Source organism: Bacteroides sp. GM023 (assembly GCF_014750685.1).
In the GTDB taxonomy this organism is placed as follows: domain Bacteria; phylum Bacteroidota; class Bacteroidia; order Bacteroidales; family Bacteroidaceae; genus Bacteroides.
Map to the genome: position 1 here is coordinate 316,000 of NZ_JAAXGE010000009.1, position 25,137 is coordinate 341,136.

Consider the following 25,137-nt stretch of genomic DNA (forward strand, 5'->3'; position numbering starts at 1 on the left):
AATGTAAAGTGATATTGTCCTCGGGAATGATAAATTATGTTTTATTGGATTTAGGCAGGCGTATCCGGTGTAGCGGAATTGGATTTCCGATATGTGAGCGGTGCTATTCCGAAGACGGATTTGAAGCATTTACTAAAATATTGGGTAGTTGAGAATCCTAATCTGTCGGATATTTCAGAAATATTCAGTTCCGGATTATTTTTGAGTAAGCGCATACTTTCTTCGAGCTTCATTTTAAGTGTAAATTCGTTGGGAGTCAGACCTGTAATCTCTTTCATGCGTGTATATAGCTTGTTGCGTCCCAGTCCCAGTTCGGTGGCGAGCGTATTCATATTGAACTCTTGGTTTTCAAAGTTTTTGGAGATGATTTCTGTAGCCTTCTTAATCAGTTCCTGGTCGGCTTGATTGATGGCAATATCCGGCATGGGTGCTGGCTGTTGACTTCTGAACTTCTCAATAAGTTTTCTTCGGCTTTTTACCAGATTATTGCAGCGTGAAACGAGTAATTTTACGTTAAATGGTTTCGTGATATAGTCGTCCGCTTCATACATATATCCTTCTATCGTATATTCTACTGATGTCTGTGCTGTCAATAGTACGACAGGTATATGTGACAGGTTAACCGTGTTCTTTATCTTATAACACATTTCTTTCCCCGACATTTCAGGCATCATGACATCGCTTAGTACAATATCAGGCTGTATTGTCAAAGCCTGTTCAAATCCCTCTTTTCCGTCTTTGGCAGTATGTACTTCATAAATGGGATTAAATATTTCTTTCAACATTTCCAGGATATCGTCGTTGTCTTCTACTATCAGTATGACTGGCTTTTCCCTGAATGTGTTTTCTACTGTTTCTTCTTCCTGTGGTTGTTCTTCCAGTGAAATCAATTCAGTACTAATCATACATGTAGATGTATTTTCTGTTTGCAGTTCATTCGCTTCAAAATGACTGTTACCTGTTTTCAGAGTTACGGTAAAACAGCTCCCTTCGTCTACTTTGCTTTCTACACGGATAGTTCCTTTATGCAATTCCACAATGTTTTTACTCAAGGTCAGTCCGATACCTGTTCCTAAGGATAATTTGGATCTTTGACCGTCTATCTGATAGAATTGGTCGAATATTTTATGAATCGACTCTTGTGGGATACCGACTCCGCTATCCTTGATTTGGAGTAATACTTGTTGAGAATGCGTACGAATACTGACTGTGATATTCCTTCCGCGAGTATACTTGAAAGCGTTGGATAGCAGGTTGATAATAACTTTCTGCATCTGCATCGGGTCGAACCATAGATTAATGTTTGGCTCGGAAGTTTCGAAACGGTATGTGATGTGATGTTTGAGTGCGTATTCGTAGAATGACATATAAACTTCCTTGGTGAAGGCGACGATATCCCGGCATTCTACTTTTAGTTTCAGATATCCCTGTTCTTGTTTGCGGAAATCCAACAGCTCGGAGATGAGCGTGCGCATATGGTTGGCATTCTTATAGATACGCAGCAAACGGTTATACATGGATGGAGAGAGTTTGTTTAATTGTAATAGGTTCTCTATTTGTCCGATGATAAGCGTTAGTGGGGTACGGAACTCGTGTGAGATATTTGTGAAGAAATGTAGCTTAACCTGGTTCAGTTCGTTAATTCTTTCTTTTTCTTTTTTCTCAAATTCCAGCGATGCTTTCAGTTTTGTCTGTCGGGTATTAAAACGGATGATGGCATACAGTACAATACAGAGAATCAGTATATATAATATATAGGCATAGAAATTAGCATAGAATGGAGGACGGATATATATGTTAAGCGAACGCTCACCGCAGATAGTTTGTGAATCGTTCTTCTCGCGTACAGTCAGTTTATAATGTCCCGGGTCAAGGTTTGTATATACTATTTTCGGGGAATGTAATGGGAGCCATGTCTGGTCGAATCCTTCCAGTTGATATTCGTATTTATACTTGTTTTGTGTATAATTGGATGTAGCTACTTCCAGAATGAGACTATTCTGGTTGTGTGTCAGCCTGATAGATTCTGTATAGGGCATAGTTTGTGATAAGATGTGCGATTCATCTTCGGGGTGTATCACTTTATTGTTGATAATCAGTTGGTCAAAGTAAAATTGGTGATCGTTCGATGTAGGAAGATTTTGCATCCTAGGCAAAGAAATCAAGCCGTTGGTTCCTCCGAGAAACAGTTCTCCGCTTTGGGAAAAATAGATACTTGAGCCTTGTCCGAAGCTCATGTGTGGAATGACATATGTGTATGTAAGTTCTTTCTTATCGGAATTCAGGCAGGAGATACCTCGGTTGTGGAGTACGAACAACTCGTGTGAAGGAGATTCGGCAACATAATAACAATAATTACTCATCAAGAGATTGTCCTCCATGGCGAAACGGAAGAAAGAATCTGTTTCCGGTTCATATTTGAATAGCCCGGAACCTGCTGTGCTGAAGAATAACTCGCCTGAATGGTTCTCAAAGATATGTAACACCTTGAAACGTCCTATGTTTTGTTCCTTTTTGAGATCGTGTCGGTAATTCTGCCTTTTTCCGGTCACCAGATTCACTCGGGTCATTCCACCGTTGCCATTGGCTAACCAGATGTTGTCATTCCGGTCGATGTGAAATGTTACATAGATATAATCTTCTATAAGACTCCGGATGTCCGGCTGTGTGGATAATGGCTCGAAATTCTCCGTTTCAAGATTCATGGCTGTGATTCCTGCCTGAGTAGAGAGAACGAGCCTTCCTTTATAGTGTTGTAAGTCATTTATCACATTGTTGGGTAAAGAGTTGGCTTTGTCAGGAATATTTCTGAGCGTATGTGCCGTTTTTCTTCGGGTGTCAAAGACGGTAAGTCCTCCTGTGTGCGTGCCGATATACAATTGTCCTGTTTCCTGACGTAACCAGATACATTTCAGATTATTGTGCCCGATTCCGGATAAATCTCCCTTCTTGTGAACATATCGGGTGAATTGCCGGGTTGGTCGGTCTAAGAAATTCAGTCCTCCACCTTCAGTACATATCCATAAATTATGTTCGGAGTCTTCCTGCATTTTGCCGACAACGGGAAAGCTAAGTGCATGGGGGATGTCAGGATTGGCTTCGTAATATCTGGTATGCTCATTGGTAGGGTTGTAATAGTTGACACCTCCGAAATAGGTTCCTATCCAAATTCCTCCTTGTGTATCTTTGTAGAGTGCGAAGATAGATGAGTGGCTCAAACTGTGGGATATATTATTCTGATGGACATAGTTCTCCCATATCTGTGTTGACGGGTTATATTTATTGAGTCCATAGAATGTGCCGAACCATAGATTCCCTAAATCATCCTCAATGGCACAGCGTACATCATTGTTTGATAGTGAATTGGCGTTGTCGGGAATGTTGCAGAAGTTGAGAACGGAACCGTCGGGAGCCAGTCGATACACCCCTTGCCGGGAAGTACATATCCATAAGTTCTTTCGGGAGTCCTGATAAAGGCTTTGTACTTTGATGCCAGGTAGGAGGGATTGCCGGCGTTCGGGCCGTGTACGGTCGATTCGCATGAGTCCCTTGTTCATACCTATGTATATATATCCGTCATCAGTGCTACAGATAGGTGCAGAGGTTCTTGTGTTTTCTTCAAAAGTGGTGAGCAGGTGAATGGCAGAGTCTCCTTCCACTCGGAATTCTAGTTTATTACGTCCGGCAATCCAGAGCGTATCGTTGTGGAAGTATATGTTAGAGACATTGTTGGTGCATAATTTATGAAACTGCTGTGTGCGGGTATTGTAGCAAACCAAGTCATGCAGTGCTTGTATGTATACATTTCCTCTCTTATTGCCGCAGATGGCCATTATTTCGTTCTCGGTCAAACCTATATCACCTTGAGAGGGGTGGAATACAGTAACAGACTGCCCATTATACCGGTTGATTCCTTCAAAAGAACCAAACCATAATGCTCCTGTTTCGTCTTGATAAATAGATATTATATTAACCTGTGACAGGCCATCCTGTACACTCAGATGCTTGAAATACGCGGTGTTTGCATAGGTCGGTATAAGCAGAAGTAAAAAAGAAGCTAATAACAGAATCTTTTTTATTGCCATATATTAGAACTTTACTTTTCCAACAACTCTTTCAGAAAATCATCCAACTCTTTATCCAATCCTTTCAGTAGCTCATCATTTACCAATATCGTATCATCATCCACCAACAGCAACTCTGCCACCGTTTCCTTATCTTCGTCCACCAACACGAACGAGTAAGGTTTCAGGATTGTAACCTTGTCGAAGTCGCCTGCATCCTTCATTCGGCAGAGGATATTGCGTAAGGAAGGTTCCACGATTTCCAGGAAATCATCACTGTCATACGTAGTCCATTCTTCTACCATGATGTTTGCCAATTCTTCATCATCATCGTTGTAAACAGTCAGTTGTCCCGAAGTCTGATCCGGTTGAAGATGAATGTCAGTAACAGCGGTTTGTTCACAGTTACATGTATATTTAGCGACAGCCTTTTGGATAGCCGCTTCGATAATCGATAGTGATTGTTGGCTCAATTTCATGGGTTGCTTCTTTTTGTTAGTCAAAGGTATAAAAAAAATAAGATTTGATACAAGATTTCCTTAAAAATCATCATTAAATCGGCTCATTTGCATCTTTAGCTTGGGTAATTGAGCATTTCTCTCCTTCAATTCCGCCAAATAGAGACTGGTAAGATAATAATTCGGCACATCGTCGATCGTGGCGTGCATATTATCAGATACATTTTTTTTCTCTATTTTCTTGGCTAACTGTTGTGCTTTTTCAGCCCATTCCTGCGCTTGGGGCAGACTGTCTTTCATCTCATAGTAAACAGCGATATTGAGCGCAGCCCGCATTTTTTTCTTTTCACTCTTTGTACCCTCGAAAGCCTGATGCCAAAGTTTATAGGCATTATCCCATGAATTTTCGCGTACATACACAGCAGCATCCCGCATCGGCACCGAACCACCGGTATACAAATACCGCGTTCCTTTTTTCCATATCGGAACAATATGCTTCACCGGAATCGTGCCTGCAAATTCGGCAGCTTCCTGCAACATCTCCTTATCTGGAATCATATGCGTGGCAGCTTCTACGGCCGTAACTCCGAACTCTTCCCAAAAGATACTGTCGTTAGGATGAAGCGTATTCATCGGCCTGCTCCGTTCGGGCAGATAAATTCTGACAGTAGGATAAGCCTTGACATCTACTGCCCCCTGAAAACAATTGAACTCATCCAGGTAACGGACAGTCTTGGTCGCTTTGAGTTGCAGATTTTCTACGGCAATAATTAAATCCACATTCAAATCGGAAGCCAGTTTGCGGACTTCTTCCTGACTTAATGTACTCTCCCGAGCCAACTTATCATTTGCCCGCAAAGCTGAATCGCAAATCACCACCTCATCGAAATAGTTCTGATGTGCTATTTCTTCAGCCAGTGATTCTGTTACCACTTTGGTATCCCCATTCGCATAAGCCGTTGCACGACTTACTATCGGTGAGTTCTCCTTGATTTTTTCAGCTTGTGTTATCAGTTTGTTATCCGGCGTATTGCTGGTATTATTCACGACTGCTACTTTCCTGAGTTGGGGAGGGAAGCTAAGGTCGGCAGGTTGCAGGTAATCAATGGAAATCTGCTCCAAGCTTTGGCAACTGCTCAATGCCAGCAGGAACAAAGAAACGAAAGCCAGTGAATAAGATTTTGCCATAGTTCTAATCTATTTAGTAATTTGAACAAAAGTACTATTTTGAAAGAATAAAAGAAAGTCTCAAACAGTTTTTAACCGTTTGAGACTTTCTTTTATAAATAGAGAATTAAGAAATAGAAAACTCTTGTTTCTCAATTTTTAATTCTCAATTCTCAATTTCTTCAAGCGTTTTTACCGTGACAGTTTTTGTACTTCTTACCGCTTCCGCATGGACAAGGATCATTACGTCCTACAGTCTTTTCCGCACGAATCGGTTCGCGCTTCTGCTGTTCGCGAGTATCCTGGTTGGCAGCAGCCTGCTGGTTAGGATCATTCAAATCCTGCTTGTTCTCACGATACTTGCTCATGTCCTGACGTTGCTCGGGAGCAGCCTGGCGTACTTCTACACGGCGTGCAGCTTGTTCGTCCGGAGCTTCCTGTACAGGAATTTGTCCGCGCATCAAGATAGATACAGTCTGGTTATTAATCTTGTTAACCATAGCGTCAAACAAAGTCACAGACTCCAATTTGTAAATCAACAGCGGGTCTTTCTGTTCGTAGCTGGCATTCTGTACAGAATGTTTCAGTTCATCCAGTTCACGCAAGTTCTCTTTCCATGATTCGTCGATCACGTGAAGCAGGATTGATTTCTCGAATGATTTCACCACCTCTTTAGATTCCGATTCGTAGGCCGCTTTCAGATTACAGGAAATGTTGTACATACGTTTGCCATCCGTGATAGGAATCAAGATGTTCTCATACATATGTCCCTGGTTCTCATATACCTGTTTGATAACCGGATTAGCGATTTGAGCCAAACGTTCTGTCTTGCGTTTGAAGTTCTCCATCGCAATGTTGAAAGTCTGTTCCGCTAATTTCTCCTTCTTCTCGTTGCGGAACTCTTCTTCAGTGAACGGAGTTTCCATAGCCAACGTCTGAAGCAGTTCCATCTGACAACCTTCGAAATCATTGTTTTCGATAGCGTTGGCGCAACGGTCCCAAATCATATTCACGATATCCATACCGATACGTTCACCCATCAAAGCGTGGCGACGTTTCGTATAAACAACCGTACGTTGCTTGTTCATAACGTCGTCATATTCCAACAGACGTTTACGAATACCGAAGTTGTTTTCTTCCACCTTCTTCTGTGCACGTTCGATAGAATTGGAAATCATCTTGTGCTCGATCATCTCGCCTTCCTGGAAACCGAGTTTGTCCATAACACTTGCGATACGGTCGGAAGAGAACAGACGCATCAAGTCATCTTCCAGTGACACGAAGAATACAGAAGAACCCGGGTCACCCTGACGTCCTGCACGACCACGCAACTGGCGGTCTACACGACGTGATTCGTGACGTTCCGTACCGATGATGGCCAAACCGCCCGCAGCTTTCACTTCCGGACTCAGCTTGATGTCGGTACCACGACCTGCCATGTTGGTAGCAATCGTTACCGCGCAACTGAAACCGGCTTTCGCAACAATCTCAGCTTCTTTCTGGTGCAACTTCGCATTCAAAACGCTGTGATCGATCTTACGCATGGTAAGCATCTTGCTCAGCATTTCGGAGATTTCTACCGAAGTAGTACCTACCAGTACCGGGCGTCCTGCCTGAACCAACTGCTCGATTTCTTCGATTACAGCTTTATATTTTTCACGTTTAGTCTTGTAAACGCGGTCATTCATATCCTTTCTTGAAATCGGGCGGTTAGTCGGGATAACGACAACATCCAGTTTGTAGATGTCCCAAAGTTCGCCTGCTTCCGTTTCGGCAGTACCGGTCATACCGGACAACTTGTGATACATACGGAAGTAATTCTGCAAAGTAATCGTGGCAAAAGTCTGCGTGGCAGCTTCCACTTTTACATTTTCTTTAGCTTCAATAGCCTGATGCAAACCGTCAGAGTAACGGCGACCTTCCATGATACGACCCGTCTGTTCGTCTACGATCTTCACTTGTCCGTCGATAACTACATATTCGTCGTCTTTTTCGAACATCGTGTAAGCCTTCAGCAACTGGTTGATAGTATGTACACGCTCCGATTTAACCGCATAGTTAGTCAGTAACTCATCCTTCTTTTGAAGTTTTTCTTCGTTAGTCAGGTTTGGCACATTTTCCAGTTCCGAGAGTTGTCCGGCGATGTCAGGAAGTACGAACAAGGTCGGATCTTCTGAATTACCGGTAATCAGGTCTACACCCTTATCTGTCAGGTCTACACTGTTCAGCTTCTCGTCGATAACGAAATACAACGGGTCAGTAACTTCGTGCATACGCTTGTTGTTCTGCTCCATGTAGATCTCTTCCGTCTTGAGCATACCGGCCTTGATACCCTGTTCACTAAGGAACTTGATTAAAGCCTTGTTCTTCGGCAGACATTTATGGCTACGATATAAGGAAAGGAATCCTTCTTCCACCTCTTTCTTGTCATTCGATGCGATCAGTTTCTTGGCTTCTGACAGGTATTTGGTTGCCAATACCTTCTGTGCTTCTACCAGGCGTTCTACCAACGGACGAAGTTGCTCGAACAGTTGGTCGTCACCCTTCGGCACAGGACCGGAGATAATCAACGGAGTACGCGCGTCGTCAATCAATACGGAGTCAACCTCATCGACGATAGCATAGTTGTGCGGACGCTGTACCAAGTCTTTCGGACTGATAGCCATATTGTCACGCAGATAGTCGAAACCGAATTCGTTGTTCGTACCGAAAGTAATATCAGCCATATATGCCTGACGGCGTGCGTCGGAGTTCGGCTGATGACGGTCGATACAATCCACGCTCAAACCGTGGAACATATAAAGAGGACCCATCCATTCGGAGTCACGTTTTGCCAGATAATCATTCACGGTTACCACGTGTACACCGTTTCCGGTCAATGCGTTCAGGAATACCGGGAGAGTAGCCACCAACGTCTTACCTTCACCGGTTGCCATTTCCGCAATCTTACCTTTATGCAGAACAACACCACCAAACAACTGTACGTCATAGTGAACCATGTTCCACACTGTGTCGTTGCCGCCGGCTAGCCAGTGATTCTGATAAATCGCCTTGTCACCTTCGATGCGTACAAAATCCTTTGTAGCAGCAAGCTGACGGTCGAAATCCGTAGCAGTCACTACGATTTCTTCATTTTCTGCGAAACGTTTGGCAGTTGACTTCACGATGGAGAAAGCAACGGGCAGAACTTCGTCCAGTGCTTTTTCATATTTTTCCAGAATTTCCTTTTCTGTCTTGTCTATTTGTGCAAAGACTTCTTCGCGGTCTTCCAGTTCGATGCTTTCGATACCCGCTTTCAGTTCTTCCACTTTCGCACGTTCGGCGGCAGCCGATTCATAGATGTATTTTTTGATTTCTTCCGTTTTAGCACGGAGTGCGTCGTTGTCCAGTTTTTCAATCTCCGGGTAAGCAGCTTTAATTTTCTCTACCCAGGGTTTGATTTCTTTCATGTCTCGCGTGGATTTGTTTCCGAAAATCGAGCTTAAAATTTCATTAAATCCCATTTGTATAAGTATGTTTATTATTTATCTATTTAAAAATTCTTGCGCAAAGTTACATTAAAATGCTGATTTATTAATGTTTTGCACCCTGTTTTTGTGAGTAAACTTTTACCGTAAGTCGGTAATGGGTGCAGCCGAACAGGCATTGGGAGCCCGAATGCGCATGAAATGTGCCAGTGTAGGCGCGATATGTTCAATAGTTACAGGAGTCTGTATGATAGCCGGTTTCACCGAGTGACCGATGAAAATCAGCGGTGAAGGAATAAAAGAATGGCGTACTACCTTGTTTTCGCTGCTGTTTTCGTCCACCATGGTCCATCCGGGAAGGACGTCGATCACCAGGTCGCCCGAACGTTTGCGATGGTATCCATTGCGAATCTTATAAATTTCCGGAGTCCATGAACCCAGTAAAAGTCTGTTGGCAGAATATGCTTCGTTCACTCCGCTGAATTGCATAAGGAATTCGGCAGACTTCTCTTGTATTTCCGTCAGGTTCAGTTGTTTTTGTTCCAGCAACTTATGGTTCAGATAGATTTGCTGATTATGATACGTCTCCACATACTTGCCGTCGCCATATGTAGCCATCAGATACATATTCAACAAAGCTGCGCAACGGTTCAGGTAAAACTCTCCGCCGGGAATCTTATAAAGTCCCGAATCAGCCGATTCGCTGTCCGTATATCCGGTAGAAGTGATGAAGACAAGTACATTCTGTAAGCCAACTTTCTTGTCGAGCAATTCGAGTAAGTCAGCGATGCTGCGGTCGAGACGTACGTACGTATCTTGCATCTCCATGGCACATTCCTGTACGGATTTATGCGCATAGTTGCCGGCATAATAGGTGATTGCCAATAAGTCAGTAATGTCATCCATGCCGATTGAGCTTTTGTTCAGTGCTTCTTCGGCAAGCGCATTTACTTCATCGTTCACAAAAGGACTGGTGATGAAGCGTCTGTACTTATTGTTACGGTCGTCGTCAAATTTATATTTAAAAACCATATCCCGCCAATCTGGCAGGAAAGTGTACATTCCACGAGGGTAAATTGGTTCCCAAGTCATATTGGCAATACGGAAATCAATGGCTTGGCGGTCATTGTACTGGCTTGCCCACCAGGGAAATTCTCCGTAATAAGTTGTCCCGCTCCATTTTCCTGTGTTGGGATTCAACCAGAAAGCAGCATTTCCGGCATGTCCGGCGGCAAGAATAGCCGCGTCGCATTTGGGGGCGATGGCATATACAAGCCCTTTGCCTTGTGTCGCTATTTTAAGTTCATCGGCAATGGTAGAAGTTAGTAATTTGCTGGGCGAACACGTTTGGTCGGTATAGTAGCCCATGAATGCCGTATCGTCCGTGCTGTTGACAGGACGCAGGGTTGACGCATCCATCCATCGTTTGGAGATGATTCCGTTCATGGAAGGAGTCGTACCGCTGTAAATGGCAGCTATGGCCGAGGAACGGTCTACACCGCTGAAAGTATATTGGGCATTATAGAACACTCTTCCCTCTTTCCAAAGGCGCTTGAAGCCCTTCTCGCCGTAGAGTGACGAAAATGCTTCCAAGTAGTCCGTACGCAGTTGGTCAATTGTCAGCCCTACCACAAGTTTAGGCGCGGTAGGCAGCGACTGTGCTTGCAGCCCTGTGAAGGTGAGTACGGTGATGAGGGAAGTTAGTAGTCCTTTCATTATTTCTTTTTAGATGTCACTATTAAGTTGCTCGCTGAACGTATCAGCAAACAGAGTGCCAAAGGTACAACAGCAAAGTCAAATCTCTGCGGAATTAGTGGAAAAAGCGCTATAAAAAGTGTTAAAACGACTAGATTCAGGGTCAAATACCAACATTTCTTCCCTTTTCGGACACAATAAATGATGTAGGGAAGGAAAAGAAGTTGTCCAGGATGAAACACCAGCAACAAGAAATTGGAGCTGACAGCCGGATGTTCAGAGAAGAGGGCAAGAAAAGCAAGAACGCATCCCACGATACCTGCCGCACCGAAGAGAAGCAAATCTACGCCCCATAATCCGGTTCTTCGCCGGATACCGTAGATAGTAGCACCGGCCGTTAGTATAAATAAAAGTAACGCGCACTGTAGAGGAGTGGGTATCCATCCGCTTTCATCCTCTTCGGGAGTCGCGTCTACGATCAATTCACTGGATTCTGTAAGCGGACGCTGGATAGAGTCATTCTTAATCTGCGCTCCGGCAAAGGCATCCATCAGATAAAAAGGCGCAAACATCATCTGTCGTTGCGTGATAGGCTGGTCTGCTTCGCTTCCGATACATAAGTCAATACCGAAACGTGCCCACGGATGTCCTTTGCAATATTGATGTACAATATCACGGAAAGAACGGGAACCATCCTGCGGTTCTGTGGGATAAATCACTTGCCCCGCAATGCTTTCCTCTATCTTGTCACGAGGACGGGTAGCACAATTATCGTAAAAGAAATTATAACGGTACACCCTGTTTTCAGGACGGTGATTCTCTTGCAATAACCGGATTAGGTCGATTTTTTCTTCATTAGTCAGGTTCAATGTCTGTTGCCACACACTACGTCCGAAAAAAGCATATTCCCCTGCAAAATGGGAGTAATTGGTAGCTCCCAATTGATAATCAGTCTCTCCGAGAGAGAAACGGAAAATGAAGTTTGGGGTATCGAAGCTGAATAAGCCGTAGTTGAAAACAACATCTACGCCTTGTGAAGGATTTTCGTAACGGATGGCTGTGTGTCCGAACAAAGAATATATCTCTTCTCCGGGAGCACAGGTCAGCAGGCTGAGACGGATGGAGTCATTGCTGTTGGCATAAGTGTGTCCAAAGGGCAGGAGCAACAGGCAAAAGGAAAAAACTACATATAAAAAAGACCGTTTCATTAGTAGGCTCGTTTTATTTTGGCAGCGAATATACGAAGATTTGTCGGAATAGGGAAATAGAGCGTCTGTTTTATCTGAATAGAGCCTCTGTTTGGGGTAAATAGACGCTCTGTTTGAGTGAAACGGAACCTCTGTTTTTATGAAAAATAGACACAAAATAGTGGAACACTAAGTGGAACGCTGATATTTCGTCACAATGTGTTGCTAATCAAAGATTTGATGTGTAAAGAAAAAAGCTGCTTGAACGCACAGTGGAACACATAATAAATAATAATAATAAATTATCTATTTAAAAATAGATAGTTCGATTTTCTTTCTTTTTTGAATTATTCAAAATGAAAAAATAAGATATTTCCTTCTATATGCTTCATCTTTTCTTTTTTTACTATACCTTTGCGCCCGCTAAAGATAAAAACGCATTGAATTTAATTATCGACATAGGAAATACGATGGCGAAAGTCGCTCTCTTCAATAATGGGGAGATGGTGGAAGTGCTTACCGAATCCAATCAATCGCTGGATTGTCTGAAAACACTTTGTTCCAAGTACCCGATAGAACAGGGGATTGTGGCTACTGTCATTGATTTAAGCGAACGGATACTTGCCGATTTGGCAGCTTTGCCGTTTCCTTTACTGTGGCTCAACTACAAAACGCCTTTACCGGTGGACAATCTGTACGAAACTCCCGAAACGCTGGGGTACGACCGTATGGCTGCTGTGGTAGGTGCTCATGAACAGTTTCCTCACAACGATATATTGGTCATTGACGCAGGGACTTGTATCACTTATGAATTTATTGACTCGAAAGGGCAGTATCATGGTGGTAATATTTCTCCCGGCATGCAGATGCGTTTCAAGGCACTTCACCAGTTCACCGGACGCTTGCCGCTTGTGGACACCAACGGGCGTAAACTCCCGATGGGACGGGACACCGAAACCGCTATACGCGCCGGAGTGTTGAAAGGCATGGAATACGAAATTTCAGGTTATATTGAGTCTATGAAGCATAAATATCCTGAACTTTTGGTTTTTTTAACGGGCGGAGATGATTTTTCTTTTGATAGCAGCGTAAAAAGTATCATCTTTGCAGATAGATTTTTAGTGTTGAAAGGATTAAATAGAATTTTAAACTATAATAATGGTAGGATTTAAACACACACTATGTGCGCTTTTGCTCACGATGGTTACCGGAATGGCAATTGCTCAAAATAATACAAACTCTCCTTATACACGATATGGCTATGGCGATTTGTCCGATCAAAGTTTCGGAAATAGCAAGGCGATGGGAGGAATTGCTTTTGGACTCCGGGATGGAGCACAGATCAATCCATTGAATCCTGCTTCGTATACAGCCATTGATTCGTTGACTTTCCTATTTGAAGGGGGTGTCAGTCTACAAAATATGAATGTTAATGGCGGCGGTGTGAAACTGAACGCCAAGAACTCTAGTTTTGACTACTTGGCTATGCAGTTTCGTTTGCATCCCAGAATAGCGATGAGTGTAGGTTTGTTGCCATTCTCTAATGTGGGATACAGTGTGTCTGATAGTGGGTCTAAAAACGGTGTCAGTCAGACTCGGAGCTTTACTGGTGACGGAGGTTTGCATCAGTTGTATGCCGGACTAGGTGTGAAGGTGCTCAAGAATTTATCAGTAGGTGTAAACGCTTCTTATTTTTGGGGAGATATCACACGCACGACGACTATTCTTTATCCGGCGACTTCAGAATCTTACTCTTTTATACAGCAAAGAGGAGTTTCGATTTCTGATTATAAACTGGATTTCGGTGCGCAGTATACATTGAATTTTAATAAGAAACATTCAGTGACAATTGGAGCCGTATTTTCTCCGAAGCATAAACTGAATAATGATTATACAGTAGTGACTCAAAACAGTACGACGGTCTCTAATGATTTTGATGCAACTTTTGAACTGCCTAATATGTTTGGAGGAGGATTAACATATAACTATGACAAACGTCTGACTGTTGGTGTGGATTATAGCTTGCAACAATGGTCAAAAACAAAATTCGGTATCAATGCAGTTGGCAATGAAGGTGTAAATGAAGATTTTAACGAAACTTATGCATATTGCGACCGTCATAAAATCTCAGTGGGTGCGGAATACATTCCTAATTTAATAGGACGTTCTTACTTATCCCACATCAAATACCGTCTGGGAGCTTATTATACGACTCCGTATTATAAGATTGACGGCAAAAAGGCTGCCCGCGAATATGGCGTAACTGCCGGTTTTGGTTTGCCTGTACCCCGTTCACGTTCTATCCTTAGCATCAGCGGACAGTTTGTTCGTGTAAGTGGACAGGAAACAAATTTTGTGAACGAAAATATCTTCCGTGTGAGTATCGGATTGACGTTCAACGAACGTTGGTTCTTCAAACGTAGGGTAGAATAATTAAGTTGAAACAAAGTGAGAGAGAATAGACGACTTTATAATAACAACTAAAATTTAAATACAATGAAGATTAAAACGCTTGTGGCTATGTTGGTCCTTTCAGCAGGGGCAACCACTGCAATAGCACAGGATGCGTCTAACTGTAATTCGAACAGTAGTATTTCGCATGAAGCTGTGCGTGCAGGTAATTTTAAAGATGCGTATACTCCTTGGAAAGCTGTGTTGGAAAACTGTCCGACGCTTCGTTTCTATACCTTTACTGACGGATATAAAATTCTGAAAGGCTTGATGGCTCAAATCAAGGATAAGAATAGTCCTGACTACAAAAAATATTTTGATGAACTGATGAATACGCATGATTTGCGTATCAAGTATACGGAAGAATTTTTGGCTAAAGGCACAAAAGTGTCTTCTGCTGACGAAGCTTTGGGTATCAAAGCAGTAGACTATATCGCTTTGGCTCCGCAGATCGATGTAAATCAGGCTTATCAATGGTTGAGCCAGTCCGTAAACGCTGTGAAAGCAGAATCGGCAGGTGCAACTATCTTCTACTTCCTGCAAATGTCCTTGGATAAGCTGAAAAACGATCCTAACCATAAGGAACAGTTCATTCAGGACTATCTGTTAGCTTCTGAATATGCTGATGAAGCAATTGCTGCTGAAACCAACGAAGCTAAGAAGAAAGCTATGTCAGGTATCAAAGACAACTTGGTTGCTTTGTTCGTAAACAGTGGAACTGCTGACTGTGAATCACTGCAAGGTATCTATGGTCCGAAAGTAGAAGCTAACCAGAAAGATTTGGAATACTTGAAGAAAGTAATCGACATCATGAAAATGATGAGATGTACTGAAAGTGAAGCATATTTGCAGGCATCTTTCTATGCTTATAAAATGGAACCGACAGCAGAAGCTGCTACAGGTTGTGCTTATCAAGCATTCAAGAAAGGCGATATTGACGGTGCTGTGAAGTTCTTTGACGAAGCAGTGAACCTGGAAACAGACAATGTGAAGAAAGCTGAGAAGGCATATGCAGCAGCAGCAGTATTGGCTTCTGCCAAGAAATTGTCTCAAGCTAGAGCTTACTGTCAGAAAGCTATCAGTTTCAACGAAAACTATGGTGCTCCTTACATCTTGATTGCTAACCTTTATGCAATGAGTCCTAACTGGAGTGATGAAAACGCTTTGAACAAGTGTACATATTTTGCAGTAATCGACAAATTGCAACGTGCAAAACAAGTAGACCCAAGTGTAGCTGAAGAAGCTAACAACTTAATCGGTAGATATTCAGGTCATACTCCGCAAGCTAAAGACCTCTTTATGTTAGGTTACAAGCAAGGCGACCGCATCACTATCGGCGGTTGGATCGGAGAGACTACAACGATTCGATAAATGTATGTTGCGAAAACGAAGTAAACGTTTATTGCATAAAAGCATGAGCATAACAATTGTCCTTGGGACAATTGTTATGCTTCTTTTATTTCCCTCATGCGGCGGTAAGACGAAAGCAGTGGGTGAGGCTATCACCGAGCGCGATTCTCTTCCCGTAATGCAGACATTAGGGGTCACTACCCTTATATCCGATTCCGGAGTGACACGTTACAGGGTGAATACGGAGGAGTGGCAGGTTTACGATCGTAAAAATCCTCCTCATTGGGCATTTGAAAAAGGAATATATCTCGAACAGTTCGACTCTATTTTTCAGGTAGAAGCCAGTATCAAAGCGGATACTGCCTATTATTACAATAAACAAGGACTTTGGAAGCTGATAGGTAATGTTGATATACAAAACCAGAAAGGAGAACGCTTTAATACGGAATTGCTTTATTGGAACGAGAATACTAAAAAAGTCTATTCGGATAAATTTATACGTATTCAGCAACCAGATAGGATCATTACTGGGCAAGGGTTCGACTCGAACCAGGAAATGACAATCTATGTTATTCATAATATACAAGGTATTTTCTATGTAGACGATGAAGCAGGTACTACTCAACCGGAAATAAAAGCCTTGCCGGACTCCGTGAAAAAAGATTCTGTGAAATAAACTATGAATATTTATATCTCTCTAATAATCACCATGGTCTTCTCCGCTTTCTTTTCAGGAATGGAGATTGCCTTTGTCTCGGTAGACAAACTGCGTTTTGAAATGGAACGTAAGGGGGGAATCACCTCTCGTATCCTATCCATCTTTTTCAAGAATCCGAATGAATTTATCTCTACCATGTTGGTGGGGAATAATATAGCCTTGGTAATCTATGGTATCCTGATGGCACAAATTATCGGTGACAATCTGTTGGCAGGATTCATTGATAACCATTTCCTTATGGTGCTGGCGCAGACCGTTATTTCTACCTTAATTATATTGGTGACCGGAGAGTTCTTGCCGAAAACATTGTTCAAGATCAATCCCAATGTGGTTTTAAATGTTTTTGCCGTTCCGCTTATTATTTGTTATGTCATATTGTATCCTATATCAAAGTTTGCTTCCGGTGTATCTTGCCTGTTCCTTCGTCTTTTCGGAATGAAAGTGAACAAGGACGCGTCCGATATTGCTTTTGGGAAAGTCGACCTGGATTACTTCGTACAAAGTAGCATCGACAATGCCGAGAATGAAGAAGAACTGGATACGGAAGTGAAAATCTTTCAGAATGCACTTGATTTCTCGAATATAAAAATCCGTGACTGTATCGTTCCGCGCACGGAAGTGGTGGCCGTTGACCTGACTACTTCGCTGGACGAACTGAAAAGCCGATTCATAGAGTCCGGTATATCCAAGATTATCGTATATGACGGCAATATCGACAATGTGGTCGGTTATATCCATTCGTCGGAAATGTTTCGTGCTCCGAAAAACTGGCATGATAATGTAAAACAGGTGCCGATTGTGCCTGAAACGATGTCTGCCCACAAACTGATGAAACTGTTCATGCAGCAGAAGAAAACGATTGCCGTGGTAGTGGACGAATTTGGTGGAACATCCGGCATTGTCTCGTTGGAAGATTTGGTGGAAGAGATTTTTGGCGATATAGAAGACGAACACGATAACACTTCCTATATCTGCAAGCAGATTGAGGAACACGAGTATGTGTTATCCGCCCGTTTGGAAATAGAGAAAGTGAATGAAACATTCGGACTGGATTTGCCCGAGTCGGACGAATATCTGACGGTGGGCGGGTTGATTCTCAATCAATATCAGAGTTTCCCGAAGTTGCATGAAATCATTCAGGTAGGGCACTATCAATTCAAGATAATCAAGGTCACGGCGACAAAAATAGAACTTGTGCGCTTGAAAGTCTTGGAATAATAGCGATAATCAAGAAATTTTTGGCTAATAAATAGATGCATATTAGCATTTTTTGTATCTTCGTGCGCTAAAACGACAAAAGAAAGAAATAATAATAAACATAAATCGTATTAATCAAAATGGCAACGTTACAAAACATTAGGTCGAAAGGACCTCTATTGGTGATTGTTATCGGCTTGGCGCTGTTTGCTTTCATTGCGGGTGACGCATGGAAGGTGATGCAGCCGCATCAGGCACATGACGTAGGTGAGGTGAACGGAGACGCTCTTTCCGCTCAAGAGTATCAGAATTTGGTAGAAGAATATACCGAAGTGGTGAAACTCATGCGAGGAGTGACCGCCTTGAACGACGACCAATCCAATCAGGTGCGCGACGAAGTATGGCGTTCCTACGTAAACAATAAACTGATTGAAAAAGAAGCTAAAGCATTGGGACTGACTGTTTCTACTGCTGAAATTCAGGACATCCTGAAGGCTGGAGTTCATCCTTTGCTGCGTCAGACTCCTTTCCAGAATCCGCAAACAGGAAACTTCGACAAGGATATGTTGAACAAATTCCTCGTTGAATATGCTAAGATGAGCGAATCACAGATGCCGGCACAGTATGCAGAACAATACAACAACATGTATAAATACTGGTCATTCATCCAAAAGACATTGATTCAAAGCCGTTTGGCTGAAAAATACCAGGCGTTGGTTTCTAAGGCTCTTATTTCTAATCCGGTAGAAGCACAGGATGCTTTCGACGCGCGCGTGAACCAATACAATGTATTGCTGGCAGGCGTTCCTTACTCTTCAGTAGTAGACTCTACTATCGTAGTGAAAGAATCGGAATTGAAAGACCTGTACAACAAGAAGAAAGAACAGTTCAAGCAATATCAGGAAACTCGTGACATCAAATACATTGATGTTCAGGTGACTGCCAGCGCTGAAGACAGAGCTGCTATTCAGAAAGAAGTAGATGAAGCAACTGCACAGTTGGCTGCTACAACAGATGATTACACATCGTTTGTTCGTTCGGTAGGTTCTGAAGCTCCTTATGTAGACCTGTTCTATAACAAGACAGCATTCCCGTCAGATGTAGTAGCTCGTTTGGACTCTGCTTCCGTAGGTACTGTTTACGGCCCTTACTACAATGGTGGTGATAATACTATCAACTCTTTCAAGATTGTAGCTAAAGCTGCCGCAGCCGACTCTATAGAATTCCGTCAGATTCAGGTATATGCTGAAGATGCATTGAAGACTAAGGCTTTGTCAGATAGTATCTACAATGCTCTTAAAGGTGGTGCAAACTTCGCAGACCTGGCTAAGAAATACGGTCAGACAGGTGACTCTAACTGGTTGACTGCTGCACAGTATGAAGGCGCACAGATCGACGGTGATAACCTGAAATTCATCTCTGCTATCAACAATACAGGTGTGAACGAACTGGTAAACTTGCCGATGGGACAAGCTAACGTAATTCTTCAGGTGACTAACAAGAAGTCTGTAAAAGACAAATATAAAGTAGCTGTTATCAAGCGTGAAGTAGAGTTCAGTAAAGAAACTTACAATCGTGCTTACAACGACTTCAGCCAATTTATCGCTGCTAATCCTTCTGTTGAGAAGATGGTAGCTAGCGCTGAAGAAGCCGGATACAGACTGTTGGATAGAGCTGACTTGAATAGTTCTGAACACGGTATCGGTGGTGTGAGAGGAACAAAAGAAGCTTTGAGATGGGCATTTGATAAAGCTAAACCGGGTGAAGTTTCAGGTTTGTACGAATGTGGCGAAAGCGATCATATGATCGTAGTGGGTCTGGTGAACATCAAACCGGAAGGATACCGTCCGTTGAAAGCCGTACAGGATCAGTTGAGAGCTGAAATCGTTAAAGATAAGAAAGCAGAAAAGATCATGGCTGACATGAAGGCAGCTAATGCAGCTTCTTTCGATCAGTATAAGTCTATGGCTAACGCTGTAAGCGACTCTTTGAAGATGGTTACATTCGCAGCTCCTGCTTACGTATCTGCATTGCGCAGCAGCGAACCGCTGGTAGGCGCTTATGCTTCTGTTTCTGAAGTGAATAAGTTGAGCGCTCCTATCAAAGGTAACGCCGGAGTATTTGTTCTGCAAGTATATGGCAAAGACAAACTGAACGAAACATTCGACGCAAAAACAGAAGAAGCTACATTGGCTAACATGCATGCACGTTTCGCCAGCCGTCTGATGAACGACTTGTATCTGAAAGCAAATGTGAAAGATACACGTTTCCTGTTCTTCTAAGAATTAATCGTATAAACGATAACTGCAAAAGGTCGTTCCTCTTTCGGGAACGACCTTTTTTGTTAACTTTTACATTATCGCTATACGGAAATCGACTTTATTTCCTTACATTTGCAAATATAAACCATGAACGGAAAGAATAATGTCTAAATATCCTCTTTTAGGAATGAACCTTGTGGAGCTTCAATCGCTGGTGAAAAGACTGGGTATGCCCGGCTTTACCGCCAAGCAGATTATGGAATGGCTTTACGAGAAGAAAGTGACTTCGATTGATGAAATGACTAATTTGTCATTGAAGAACCGGGAGTTGCTCAAGCAGAACTATGAGGTAGGGGCAGCGACTCCGGTAGATGAAATGCGTTCTGTGGACGGCACGGTGAAGTACTTGTATAGAGTTGGCGATAATCATTTTGTAGAATCCGTTTATATTCCCGATGATGACCGGGCGACGCTCTGTGTCTCTTCACAGGTAGGCTGCAAGATGAACTGCAAGTTCTGTATGACCGGAAAGCAAGGCTTTACAGCACACCTGACCGCCAACCAGATAATCAATCAAATCCATTCATTGCCCGAACGCGACAAACTGACCAATGTGGTGATGATGGGCATGGGCGAACCGCTCGACAACCTCGACGAAGTATTGAAGGCATTGGAGATACTGACCGCTCCTTACGGGTATGCATGGAGCCCGAAGCGCATCACTCTTTCTACAGTCGGACTACAGAAAGGACTGCAACGCTTTATCGAAGAAAGCGACTGCCACCTGGCTATCAGCCTGCACTCCCCGGTGACTGCACAACGTTCCGAACTTATGCCGGCGGAAAAGGCGTTCTCCATCACTGAAATGGTGGAACTGTTAAAAAACTATGATTTTAGTAAACAGCGCCGACTTTCGTTTGAATATATTGTTTTTAAGGGGCTTAATGACTCGCAAGTCTATGCCAAAGAGTTGCTGAAACTTCTTCGCGGACTGGATTGCAGGGTGAATCTGATTCGTTTCCATGCCATACCGGGAGTCGAACTCGAAGGGGCGGATATGGATACGATGACCCGTTTTCGTGACTATCTGACGTCACACGGGCTTTTCACCACGATCCGTTCTTCAAGAGGAGAAGATATTTTTGCGGCTTGCGGCATGTTGTCGACAGCGAAACAAGAAGAAAATAATCAGAGTTAATATATAAAACCGAACATCATGAAAAAGTACTTTTTTTATTTGAGCATCACTTTGGTAGCCTTTGTTGTTGCTTCTTGTGGTCTGAAAGGAAACCACACTTCTAGTGGACGTGCATACGAACTTTTGGTAGTAGTAGATCACGGTGTTTGGGATCGTGCGGCCGGAAGGGCTTTGCATGATGCACTCGATTCTGACGTGCCCGGCTTGCCGCAATCGGAACCTTCTTTCCGTATCATGTACACTTCACCGAAAGATTATGATTCTACGCTGAAGCTGATACGTAACATTATTATTGTAGACATACAGGATATATATACGAAAGGCTCTTTCAAGTATGCGAAAGATGTGTATGCCAATCCGCAGATGATTTTGACTATCCAGGCTCCGAACGAAGAAGAGTTCGGGAAGTTCGTGGAAGAAAATAAAAAAACGATTGTCGATTTCTTTACCCGTGCGGAAATGAACCGTCAGATCACTTTGCTCGAAGACAAGCATAGCAATTTCATCTCAAACAAGGTGGATAGCCTGTTCGGATGCAACATTTGGCTGCCTTCCGAGTTGACTAACTCCAAGACCGGTGAAGATTTCTTCTGGGCTTCTACCAACACAGGTACTGCCGACCAGAATTTCGTAATGTACTCTTATCCTTATACCGACAAGGATACCTTCACCAAAGAATACTTCGTTCACAAACGTGACTCTGTGATGCAGGCCAATATCCCCGGATTCAAGGAAGGCGTTTTTATGTCAACTGACAGTCTGTTGACAGATGTACGCCCAATCAACGTACAAAACAGCTACACATTGGAAGCACGCGGACTATGGCGCATGAAGGGTGACTTCATGGGTGGCCCGTATGTATCACACACTCGCCTGGACGAGAAAAACCAACGGATTATTACAGCAGAAATATTTGTTTATTCACCTGATAAAATGAAACGCAACCTGGTTCGCCAGATGGAAGCATCTCTTTACACACTGAAACTTCCGAATGAAGTTCAGCAGAATCAGATTCCATTGGGCGGTGTATCTAAGGAAGCGGAAAAAACTAATAAGTAAAGAAATGGAAGATAGCAAAATAAGAATCGGCATCACCCAGGGAGATATAAACGGGGTAGGCTATGAAGTGATTTTAAAGACATTTTCAGACCCTACCATGTTGGAACTTTGTACTCCGATTATTTACGGTTCGCCGAAAGTGGCTGCTTACCATCGGAAAGCGTTGGATATTCAGACTAACTTCAGTATTGTCAATACGGCTTCCGAAGCGGGATATAACCGTTTGAGCGTAGTGAATTGTACGGACGATGAAGTGAAAGTGGAATTTTCCAAACCCGATCCCGAAGCGGGCAAAGCAGCTTTGGGAGCATTGGAACGTGCCATCGAAGAATATCGTGAAGGGCTGATTGACGTTATCGTGACGGCTCCTATCAATAAACATACCATCCATTCGGAAGAATTTTCATTCCCCGGACATACGGAATATATCGAAGAACGTTTGGGCAATGGCGACAAGTCATTGATGATTCTGATGAAGAATGATTTTCGCGTGGCTTTAGTGACGACCCATATTCCCGTAAGAGAGATTGCAACTACGATTACCAAGGAACTGATTCAGGAGAAATTGATGATCTTCCATCATTGCCTGAAACAGGATTTCGGTATCGGTGCTCCGCGCATTGCAGTGTTGTCCCTCAATCCTCATGCCGGAGACGGTGGTTTACTGGGAATGGAAGAACAGGAAATAATTATTCCTGCGATGAAGGAAATGGAAGAAAAAGGAATCCTCTGCTACGGTCCTTATGCGGCCGACGGCTTTATGGGTTCAGGCAATTATACTCATTTCGACGGTATCCTGGCTATGTATCACGACCAGGGACTGGCTCCGTTCAAGGCGTTGGCGATGGACGACGGAGTGAACTATACGGCAGGTCTGCCGGTAGTGCGCACTTCTCCGGCTCATGGTACTGCCTATGACATTGCAGGTCAGGGAGTGGCAAGTGAAGATTCTTTCCGTCAGGCAATCTACGTTGCCATTGATGTGTTCCGTAATCGCCAGCGGGAGAAAGTAGCCCGTGCGAATCCGTTGCGGAAACAATATTACGAGAAACGGGACGATAGTGATAAACTAAAACTGGATACAGTAGACGAGGATTAAAAGAGTGATGACAAGAGCGGAGATACAACAAGTGAAACAGCGTTTCGGTATTATTGGCAATACCGAAGCATTGTCACGTGCCATCGATGTTGCCATTCAGGTAGCTCCTACCGATTTGTCCGTGTTGATAACCGGAGAGAGCGGTGTCGGAAAGGAGAGTTTTCCACAGATCATTCATCAATATAGCCGGAGGAAGCACGGGCAGTATATTGCTGTCAACTGCGGAGCTATCCCGGAAGGTACGATTGATTCCGAACTGTTCGGTCATGAGAAAGGCGCGTTTACCGGTGCTATTGGCGAACGGAAAGGATATTTCGGTGAAGCCGACGGTGGTACTATTTTCCTCGATGAAGTAGGGGAGTTGCCGATGCCTACCCAGGCGCGTTTGCTTCGTGTGCTGGAGAGCGGTGAATTTTTGAAAGTAGGTTCGTCAAGGGTACAAAAGACCGATGTGCGTATTGTGGCAGCTACCAATGTCAATCTAGTGCAGGCTATTTCAGAGGGGCGTTTCCGTGAGGACTTATATTACCGGTTGAACACCGTGCCCATTCAGATACCGCCTTTGCGTGAACGGGGAGAAGACGTGCTTCTGCTGTTCCGTAAGTTTGCCGCGGACTTTGCTGAGAAATACCGGATGCCGGCTATCCAGTTGACAGAGGATGCGAAGAAGGAGTTGCTGGCTTATTCATGGCCGGGCAATGTGCGCCAGTTGAAGAATATCACGGAGCAGATTTCGATTATCGAAACGAACAGGGAGATTAACGCTGCTATCTTGCAGACTTATCTTCCGACACAAAATATGCAACGCCTTCCGGCATTGATGGGAACGCGTGAAAGTAAAGGCTTTGAAAGCGAACGGGAAATACTTTATTCCGTCCTGTTCGATATGCGTCAGGAAGTGGCCGAACTGAAGAAGATGGTACACAACATGATGGCTGAACGTGCCGGACAGGTAAGCCAGGTGGGAACGGTGGTTACTACTCCGGTGGTGACGGCTCATCAGCCTTCCGTACCTGCCATTATTCATGCCGTGCAACCCACTCAACCGGCTGTTCGCAGGGACGATGACGATATACAGGATACGGAAGAATATGTGGAAGAACCTCCATTGTCGCTGGATGAAGTAGAAAAAGAAATGATACGCAAGGCACTTGAGAGACATCACGGAAAACGGAAGAGTGCGGCAAAAGATTTGAATATATCAGAGCGTACGCTTTATAGAAAAATAAAAGAATATGATTTGGATTAAGAAGATAACACGCCCTCTGTTACTGGTTGTTTTGCCGGTTGTGGTCATAGCGTGTACTGTTTCCTATAAGTTTAACGGTTCATCTATCAACTATGATAAGGTGAAGACTATCTCCATTGCCGACTTCCCGATTAAGTCGGAGTACGTATATGCTCCGTTGGCGACGAGGTTCAATGAAGACCTGAAAGATATATTTGTCCGTCAGACCCGCCTGCAATTGCTGAAACCGAATCAGAATGCAGATTTGCAGATCGACGGAGAAATCACGGGATACAATCAGTACAACCAGGCAGTATCCGCCGATGGTTATTCTTCGGAAACGAAGTTGACCATAACAGTCAATGTACGCTTTGTCAACAACACAAATCACGCCGAAGACTTCGAACAACAATTCTCCGCTTTCCGTACCTACGACTCCACTCAGTTGCTGACTGCCGTACAGGATGGATTAATTGCCGAAATGTCTAAAGAGATAACCGACCAAATATTCAATGCAACCGTAGCAAACTGGTAATAT

General features: G+C 43.4%; 17 protein-coding genes. 11 read left to right on the forward strand and 6 right to left on the reverse strand.

Annotated elements, in window-relative coordinates; translation table 11 throughout:
- Positions 1–50: 50 nt before the first annotated feature.
- From HC965_RS19405 to HC965_RS19430, 6 genes are all read right to left on the reverse strand, one after another.
- On the reverse strand, positions 51–4,085 hold the full coding sequence (locus HC965_RS19405; RefSeq protein WP_191033001.1) for a two-component regulator propeller domain-containing protein: 4,035 nt from the start codon (positions 4,083–4,085) through the stop codon (positions 51–53).
- A gap of 11 nt (positions 4,086–4,096) precedes the next feature.
- The gene (locus HC965_RS19410) at positions 4,097–4,543 is read right to left on the reverse strand and encodes a hypothetical protein (protein ID WP_191033002.1); all 447 of its coding nucleotides are present in this window, start codon (positions 4,541–4,543) and stop codon (positions 4,097–4,099) included.
- 60 nt (positions 4,544–4,603) lie between these two features.
- Positions 4,604–5,710 (reverse strand): DUF6340 family protein, encoded by a 1,107-nt coding sequence (locus tag HC965_RS19415; RefSeq protein WP_191033003.1) that lies wholly within the window; start codon positions 5,708–5,710, stop codon positions 4,604–4,606.
- Positions 5,711–5,871: 161 nt separating this feature from the next.
- The gene (gene secA, locus HC965_RS19420) at positions 5,872–9,192 is read right to left on the reverse strand and encodes a preprotein translocase subunit SecA (protein ID WP_191033004.1); all 3,321 of its coding nucleotides are present in this window, start codon (positions 9,190–9,192) and stop codon (positions 5,872–5,874) included.
- 105 nt (positions 9,193–9,297) lie between these two features.
- On the reverse strand, positions 9,298–10,872 hold the full coding sequence (locus HC965_RS19425) for an alkaline phosphatase family protein (RefSeq protein ID WP_191033005.1): 1,575 nt from the start codon (positions 10,870–10,872) through the stop codon (positions 9,298–9,300).
- Positions 10,872–12,059: a DUF4105 domain-containing protein gene (locus tag HC965_RS19430; protein ID WP_191033006.1), complete on the reverse strand. Its 1,188-nt coding sequence runs from the start codon at positions 12,057–12,059 to the stop codon at positions 10,872–10,874. Before HC965_RS19430 ends, HC965_RS19425 begins: the two co-directional genes overlap by 1 nt.
- Positions 12,060–12,421: 362 nt before the next feature.
- Here HC965_RS19430 and HC965_RS19435 point away from each other — a divergent pair, with 362 nt between their 5' ends.
- From HC965_RS19435 to lptE, 11 genes are all read left to right on the forward strand, one after another.
- A complete protein-coding gene (locus HC965_RS19435) occupies positions 12,422–13,210 on the forward strand; it encodes a type III pantothenate kinase (protein ID WP_191033007.1) in 789 nt (262 codons plus the stop codon).
- Complete coding sequence (locus HC965_RS19440) at positions 13,197–14,471, forward strand: outer membrane protein transport protein (protein WP_191033008.1); 1,275 nt, start codon at positions 13,197–13,199, stop codon at positions 14,469–14,471. The genes HC965_RS19435 and HC965_RS19440 overlap by 14 nt, the downstream gene beginning before the upstream one ends.
- A 63-nt stretch (positions 14,472–14,534) precedes the next feature.
- Positions 14,535–15,860 carry a hypothetical protein gene (locus tag HC965_RS19445; RefSeq protein WP_191033009.1) on the forward strand — a complete coding sequence of 442 codons (1,326 nt, stop codon included), beginning with the start codon at positions 14,535–14,537 and terminating at the stop codon, positions 15,858–15,860.
- Positions 15,861–15,903: 43 nt separating this feature from the next.
- Positions 15,904–16,515 (forward strand): LPS export ABC transporter periplasmic protein LptC, encoded by a 612-nt coding sequence (gene lptC, locus HC965_RS19450; RefSeq protein WP_191033010.1) that lies wholly within the window; start codon positions 15,904–15,906, stop codon positions 16,513–16,515.
- A 3-nt stretch (positions 16,516–16,518) separates the two neighbouring features.
- The gene (locus HC965_RS19455; protein ID WP_191033011.1) at positions 16,519–17,775 is read left to right on the forward strand and encodes a hemolysin family protein; all 1,257 of its coding nucleotides are present in this window, start codon (positions 16,519–16,521) and stop codon (positions 17,773–17,775) included.
- A gap of 119 nt (positions 17,776–17,894) precedes the next feature.
- The gene (locus HC965_RS19460; RefSeq protein ID WP_191033012.1) at positions 17,895–20,036 is read left to right on the forward strand and encodes a peptidylprolyl isomerase; all 2,142 of its coding nucleotides are present in this window, start codon (positions 17,895–17,897) and stop codon (positions 20,034–20,036) included.
- Between the two features lie 142 nt (positions 20,037–20,178).
- Positions 20,179–21,213 (forward strand): 23S rRNA (adenine(2503)-C(2))-methyltransferase RlmN, encoded by a 1,035-nt coding sequence (rlmN, locus tag HC965_RS19465; protein WP_191033013.1) that lies wholly within the window; start codon positions 20,179–20,181, stop codon positions 21,211–21,213.
- 18 nt (positions 21,214–21,231) lie between these two features.
- Positions 21,232–22,272: a DUF4837 family protein gene (locus tag HC965_RS19470; RefSeq protein WP_191033014.1), complete on the forward strand. Its 1,041-nt coding sequence runs from the start codon at positions 21,232–21,234 to the stop codon at positions 22,270–22,272.
- Positions 22,273–22,276: 4 nt separating this feature from the next.
- A complete protein-coding gene (gene pdxA / locus HC965_RS19475; protein ID WP_073347862.1) occupies positions 22,277–23,371 on the forward strand; it encodes a 4-hydroxythreonine-4-phosphate dehydrogenase PdxA in 1,095 nt (364 codons plus the stop codon).
- 7 nt (positions 23,372–23,378) lie between these two features.
- Complete coding sequence (locus HC965_RS19480; protein ID WP_191033165.1) at positions 23,379–24,620, forward strand: sigma-54-dependent Fis family transcriptional regulator; 1,242 nt, start codon at positions 23,379–23,381, stop codon at positions 24,618–24,620.
- Complete coding sequence (gene lptE, locus HC965_RS19485) at positions 24,607–25,134, forward strand: LptE family protein (RefSeq protein WP_191033015.1); 528 nt, start codon at positions 24,607–24,609, stop codon at positions 25,132–25,134. Before HC965_RS19480 ends, lptE begins: the two co-directional genes overlap by 14 nt.
- The last annotated feature ends 3 nt before the right edge of the window (positions 25,135–25,137 follow it).